Below are 5,930 nucleotides of genomic sequence, written 5' to 3' on the forward strand. Positions count from 1 at the left end.
TGGGTGTTGTAAGTGCCGCCTTCCAAGCTGAATTGCGCCACGTTTTGCGCTTTGCGGGTGACGATATTGATCACACCGGCAGAGGCGTTGGCACCCCAGACACCGGATTGTGGCCCTTTGATGACCTCAATGCGCTCCACATCCCCCAACAGTAACGACGACACAATCGCGCCGCCAGTGCCCATTGGATTGGTCATTTCAATGCCGTCCACCATAATCAGGGTGGCGTTATTGCTCTGACCGCGCATAAAAATGGAGGTGGTGGTGCCATAGCCGCCGTTGCTTTTGACGGTGATGCCCGGCACGGTTTTTAAGGCATCGGCCAAAGTTTTGTACTGTTTGGCTTCGATTTCCTGCCGAGTGATGACGGTGTAATCGGCGGTGACCGAATGGGCGTTTTGGTCGGTGTTATTGGCCGAAACAATGATTTTGTCGAGTGATTGTGTCTCGGCAGCCTGAAGCTGTCCGGCGAAGAGCACGGAAGCCAGACCAATGGAAATGGGGCTGAATCGAAAATACATGAAAAATTCCTTCGTTCGCAAACAAGAATCGAAGGCAAAACGGGTGCGTTTGATCAGATGCGTCAGGCGGATCTGATGGGTCGCATAAACAGATAGCGGTTCGTTTTGAACACATCCAGACAGCCATCTATGAAGAAGTCGATTGGCTGCTAAAATACCTGCCGTATTGCCCACCGCAATCGGGTTGTGTCTGTTTCAGGCCGGTATCCGGGCTGAAGAGCGATTCACAGACGCCTTCTCAAAGCAAGGCTTCAATGGCATGGGGTCTGATTTTCTCTATCACCGTTGCGGGGGCAGCACTGGACTGGATGTGGGCAAAATCGCCGACATCGCACCAGTTTCCCGTTTAACGCATTACGGGTCGGGTGTTTGATCACCCAACCCATGCGCACCTGAACGGGGAATGATAAAAGCAAGTGTTGCGCTTTTCAATTGAATTTTCCGCCGCTTTCCATGAATTTTATTCATAATGATCTGGTTTTGGGTTACGTATATTTGATAGGGATGTCAGCTTCGGTCAGGTTTCTAAAAGACAATGGTTTATGATATGGGGTTAAGTGGTATCTGGGTTGAGTGGTATCTGGCGGAAAGGTGACGTCTTGTGAACAACATTTTGAGATGGGTAGATGGCGGGTTCTGGGTGTTTTGCACAGTGTTTATCGGGATGCTGCTGTTCAGTGCGAGCGCCTGGTCGATTTCCAATGCGCCGCTGCCAACGGCATCCGTTGAGAATTCTGGGGAGAATTCTGGTGAAAATTCCGCAGATTCCGCCAGGCCTGTTGTGCCTTGGCAAGCGGGGCAGTCGCAGTTGCGGTCGTTTCCGGTCGGGCTTTGGGTGGATTCAAACGGCCACACGCCTTTTTTACAGGTGGAAAAACAGGTCTTTGTACCGGCTCAAAGTCGTTTTACACTAGGCACCGATGCCAAGGTTATCTGGATGAAATGGTCGCTGGAAAATACCGCCGGCCAACCGAAAACACTGTATTTACATCATAACAAGGCGTATCACATTCGTGAGTTGGCTGTGTATGTCACCACGCCGGAAGGCAAGATTGAACAGCATGAACCGCTTAGGTTGGATAAGGCCGCCGCTTCCCGGCGGATGTTTAAAGGCGTGGCGGTGTTTCCGATCCATCTGCCAGCGCATCAGACCCGTGTGGTGTGGGTGCGCACTGAGAGTTATTCCCATCAATGGGGCGAACTGGCGCTCTATGATTCGGAGTATTCCATGCGTGCCTTGGCGACCATGCAAATCGATGTGGCCATCGTGGTGGGTCTGTTTCTGGCGCTGATTTTTTACAATGCCATTATTTTCTTTTCGTCGCGCGCCAAAGAGCATATTTATTATGCGCTGTATTTATTGGCCGGATTGACCTGGATTTCACTCAGTTACGGCTTTCTGGCGATGGTATTTGATCTGTATGGATCGCTGGTATTTCGCTTGAATCTGACGTTGATTTTAATGCCAATTTTTCTGCTGTTGTTTATGGTGCAGGTGTTTGAAACGCGGCAGAAATACCCGTTAGAACACCGTTTTCTGCTGGGAATGTTGCTGCTGCTGGTGGCCGACTTCGTCTATGGGTTGTATGACGTGGCAGGGGCGCTCAAGCCCGCCAGCAGCTTGGCGGCCTTGACCATGTTGGTCACTTTGTCGGTCAGTGTGTCGCTGGTGATCAAAAAACACCCTTTAGCGAAGTATTTTCTGATCGGGCATTCGCTGTTTGTGGCGATGAATGTGATGGCGGTGTTGTTTTATAAAGGCTACATTGAATACTCGTATTTAAGCAGCCATGCGGTCGGCATTGGCATTGTGCTGGAAGCGCTGACGCTGGCGTTTATCATCGCCTACCGAATGCGGATGCTGGAGCAGATGAAGCTCGAACAAGTGGAGTTGCAACGACTGGCCACCACCGATCCCATGACAGGGTTGCATAACCGTCGTTATTTTTTTGAAGAAGGGCAGCAGCGGCTGGCGAAAATGTCGCGCAAGGGTTCGGCGATGAGCGTGGTTATGGTGGATATCGACCATTTTAAACGCATTAACGATACCTTTGGTCATGGACAGGGCGATGCGGTGATTGAACAGGTGGCGCGACAGCTAAAGACTGGATGCTCGCCGGATTCGTTGTTGGCGCGATTTGGCGGGGAAGAGTTCGTGTTATTGTTACCGAACACCGATTTACACCAGGCCTGGCAACAAGCCGAAGCCTTGCGAACCACCTTGGCGGCGGGTGAGAAACGCTGGCCGGAGGCGTCCGAAATTCGCATTACCGCCAGTTTTGGGGTGGCGGAAGTGGTGCCGGAACGCGGCTTGGAAGAGGCGCTTCAGCGGGCGGATCAGGCGCTGTATGACGCCAAGCGCAGTGGTCGTAACCGTGTTTGCAAAAACTTTGACGGCGGGCGCTTTCCGCCCCAAGCGCCCGCCTGAAATTGACCAGGCCTAGTGGATTTCTGCCAGGCCTGGCAGGAAGAGCCGCGTTGGTTTTTAACGCAAGGTGGTCAGGTAAAGAGACAAACGGTTGGCGGTTTCGGTGCTGATGTCGCCCATTAATTGTTCCATAAAGCTTTTTTCAACATCATAGTAGCGCAGGTTGGTTTGCTTGGCGATATCGCGTTTGACGTAGCCGATGTCGCCCAAACCGTCGATCAAACCGTTTTCAACCGCTTCGTCGCCGAGCCAGACCAAGCCGGTAAAGGTGTTGTCGTTTTCTTGCAAGCGCTCGCCACGGCCTTTGCGCACCGCCTCGATAAATTGTTCGTGGGTGCGATCGAGGATGCGCTTCTGGAAGAATTCACGGCCTTCTTTATCCACCGGGCCGAACGGGTTCAAAAAGGTTTTGTGTTCTCCGGCGTGCATGGATCGGTTTTCCACGCCGATTTTATCCATCAGCCCTGTAAAGCCAAAGCTGTCCATGCGCACGCCGATGGAGCCGACCAGCGAGCCTTTATTGGCATAAATTTTATCCGCCGCCACGGCAATGTAATAGCAACCGGAGGCGCAGGCGTCTTCCACCACCACATAGACGGGCTTGTTGTAGTGTGCTTTTAAGCGGGTGATTTCGTCGTTAATCATCGCCGACTGCACCGGGCTGCCGCCGGGCGAATTGGCTTGGATAATGACCGCTTCGGAATTCGGGTTTTTAAAGGCTTTTTCCAACAGTGGATTCAGTTTATCGGCACTGGTGTAGGTGCCGGGCATAATTGGCCCTTCCAGTTTGACCACTGCAAGATGTTTTTCACCGCCCAATTCGCCGTCATCCGGGGTGATTTGCTGAGTCAGCATCACCAGGGTGACAATAATGTAGGCCACCACGGCGAATTTCAGCAGATTACTCCAGCGGCGGCTCCAGCGTTCTTGTTTAATAAAGCTTTCCGCCGCGCCCGCGAGACGGTTTAAGCCGTCATTGCGATTCGAATTCTCCATGCACAATCCTTTATAATGTTGAGATAATGTTGTGTTTAAAAGCGCTATTCTAACCGAATTTAATCCGAAATGACCGACTCAACTGAGCAGAAGCATCCAGAAACCGACCCGAAATCCAACTCGAAGCAGACGGCGACCGAGGCGTTCGATGTGGCGGCGTTTTTAAAGCATCTGACCGAGCGGCCGGGCGTGTACATGATGAAAGACGCCGAGGGGCAGATTATTTACGTCGGCAAGGCCAAGAACCTGAAGCGGCGGGTGTCGAGTTATTTCAAAAAACGCCACGATGCCATTAAAACCGAAGCAATGGTGGCGCAAATTGCCTCGATTGAGGTCACGGTCACGGATACCGAATCCGAAGCGCTGATTCTGGAAAACACCTTAATCAAACGCCATAAACCGCGTTACAACATTCTGTTCCGTGACGATAAATCCTATCCGTATGTTTTCGTTTCCACTGGCAAAAAATTTCCGTCCCTGAGTTATCATCGCGGAGCCAAGCGCCGTGTGGGGCGTTATTTCGGGCCCTTTCCCAATGCCTCGGCGGTGCATCAAACCTTGCACGCCATCCAGAAAATCTTTCCGGTGCGTCAATGTGCAGAAAGCGTGTTCAATCATCGCTCGCGGCCCTGTTTGCAATATCAGATCAAGCGCTGCTCCGGGCCGTGCGTGGATGGTTTGGTCACAAAAGAAGAATACGACGAAGACGTGGCCAATACCATTGCGTTTTTGGAAGGCAAAAGCTTTGAAGTGATTGAAAACTTGGGGCATAAAATGCAGTCGGCTTCCGATGCGTTCGAGTTTGAAGCGGCGGCGGTGTATCGCGATAAAATCTCCGCGTTACGCGCCATTCAAAGCCAGCACTTGATTAACCAACCCGGCGCAAAAGACACCGACGTGGTCGCGATGGCCGAAGAGGCCAATCAGGTCTGTGTGTCGATTATGATGTATCGCGGTGGCAACCTTTGGGGCAGTCAGAACACTTTCCCGAAAACCGGCGGTCAGGAGGTGAATGCCGACGAAGTGATCACCGCCTTTATCAGCCAGCATTACGCCGATTTTCCGGTGCCGCAATTATTAATGGTGTCCGAAGCGCTGGAAGACAAGGCCGCGCTGGAAAGCTGGTTGTCGGAAAAACGTCAAACCGAACGACAAGCCGAGAAAACCGACTCGAAATCCGGCGCTAAAATAGCTTCAAAAACGGCTTCAAAAACCGCCGTTAAAGCCAGCGATAAAGTCAAAATCCGTCAAGCCAACTCGCAAACCGAAAAAGGCTTGATGAAACTGGCCATCACCAATGCCACCTCCGGCTTGAAACAGCAACTCACGCAAAAAGCCTCACAAGCCGATCGGGTAAAAGCCTTGCAGGAAGTGCTGGCCTTGCCGGTGCCGCCGAACCACATGGAATGTTTCGACATCAGTCACACTCAAGGCAATCAAACCGTCGCCAGTTGCGTGGTGTTCAACGAAGGCGTGCCCAACAGCAGCGCTTACCGCAAGTTCAATATCGAAGGCATTCAACCGGGCGATGATTACGCGGCCATGCACCAGGCCTTGACGCGCCGTTACAGCCGGGTGAAGAAAGAAGGCTTGCCCATGGCGGACTTAATTGTTATCGACGGCGGGAAAGGGCAGCTCAATAAAGCCATCGAAGTTTTTAAAGCGTTAGAGCTGGATAATGTGCCGCTCGTATCGGTCGCCAAAGGAGAAGGGCGCAAAGCAGGCCTGGAGATTTTGTACACGCCGTTTAACGAAGAAGGCATCGACCTGGAAGCCGACGACATCGCCTTGCATTTAATCAATTACATTCGTGACGAAGCGCACCGTTTCGCCATTACCAGCCACCGCAGTCGTCGCCAGAAAGCGCAAACCCATTCCCGCTTGGAAGACATTCCCGGTGTCGGGGCGAAAACGCGCCACAAATTACTGACCCATTTTGGCGGCTTGAGCGAAGTCAAAAACGCGGCGGTCGCCGAGTTGCAGAA

Annotated in this window: 4 protein-coding genes and 1 riboswitch; of the genes, 2 read left to right on the forward strand and 2 right to left on the reverse strand. The window is 52.2% G+C overall.

From position 1 onward, the window contains the following. The coding region (locus ACP5D0_RS09720; RefSeq protein ID WP_472365573.1) for a TonB-dependent receptor at positions 1-521 on the reverse strand (521 nt) is incomplete at its 3' end. A gap of 181 nt (positions 522-702) precedes the next feature. Further along, a riboswitch (cobalamin riboswitch) is annotated at positions 703-932 on the reverse strand. A gap of 190 nt (positions 933-1,122) precedes the next feature. Between ACP5D0_RS09720 and ACP5D0_RS09725 the strand changes: the two genes are divergently transcribed. Beyond that, complete coding sequence (locus ACP5D0_RS09725; protein ID WP_472365575.1) at positions 1,123-2,949, forward strand: sensor domain-containing diguanylate cyclase; 1,827 nt, start codon at positions 1,123-1,125, stop codon at positions 2,947-2,949. A 57-nt stretch (positions 2,950-3,006) separates the two neighbouring features. Here ACP5D0_RS09725 and ACP5D0_RS09730 read toward each other — a convergent pair whose 3' ends face one another. Continuing rightward, a complete protein-coding gene (locus tag ACP5D0_RS09730; protein WP_472365577.1) occupies positions 3,007-3,945 on the reverse strand; it encodes a S49 family peptidase in 939 nt (312 codons plus the stop codon). Positions 3,946-4,014: 69 nt separating this feature from the next. On the opposite strand from ACP5D0_RS09730, the gene uvrC reads away from it, so the two are divergent. Next, positions 4,015-5,930, forward strand: a 1,916-nt coding sequence (gene uvrC / locus ACP5D0_RS09735) for an excinuclease ABC subunit UvrC (protein WP_472365578.1), incomplete at its 3' end; no start/stop codon positions are given.

The organism is Hydrogenovibrio sp., assembly GCF_049975065.1.
Lineage (GTDB): Bacteria > Pseudomonadota > Gammaproteobacteria > Thiomicrospirales > Thiomicrospiraceae > Hydrogenovibrio.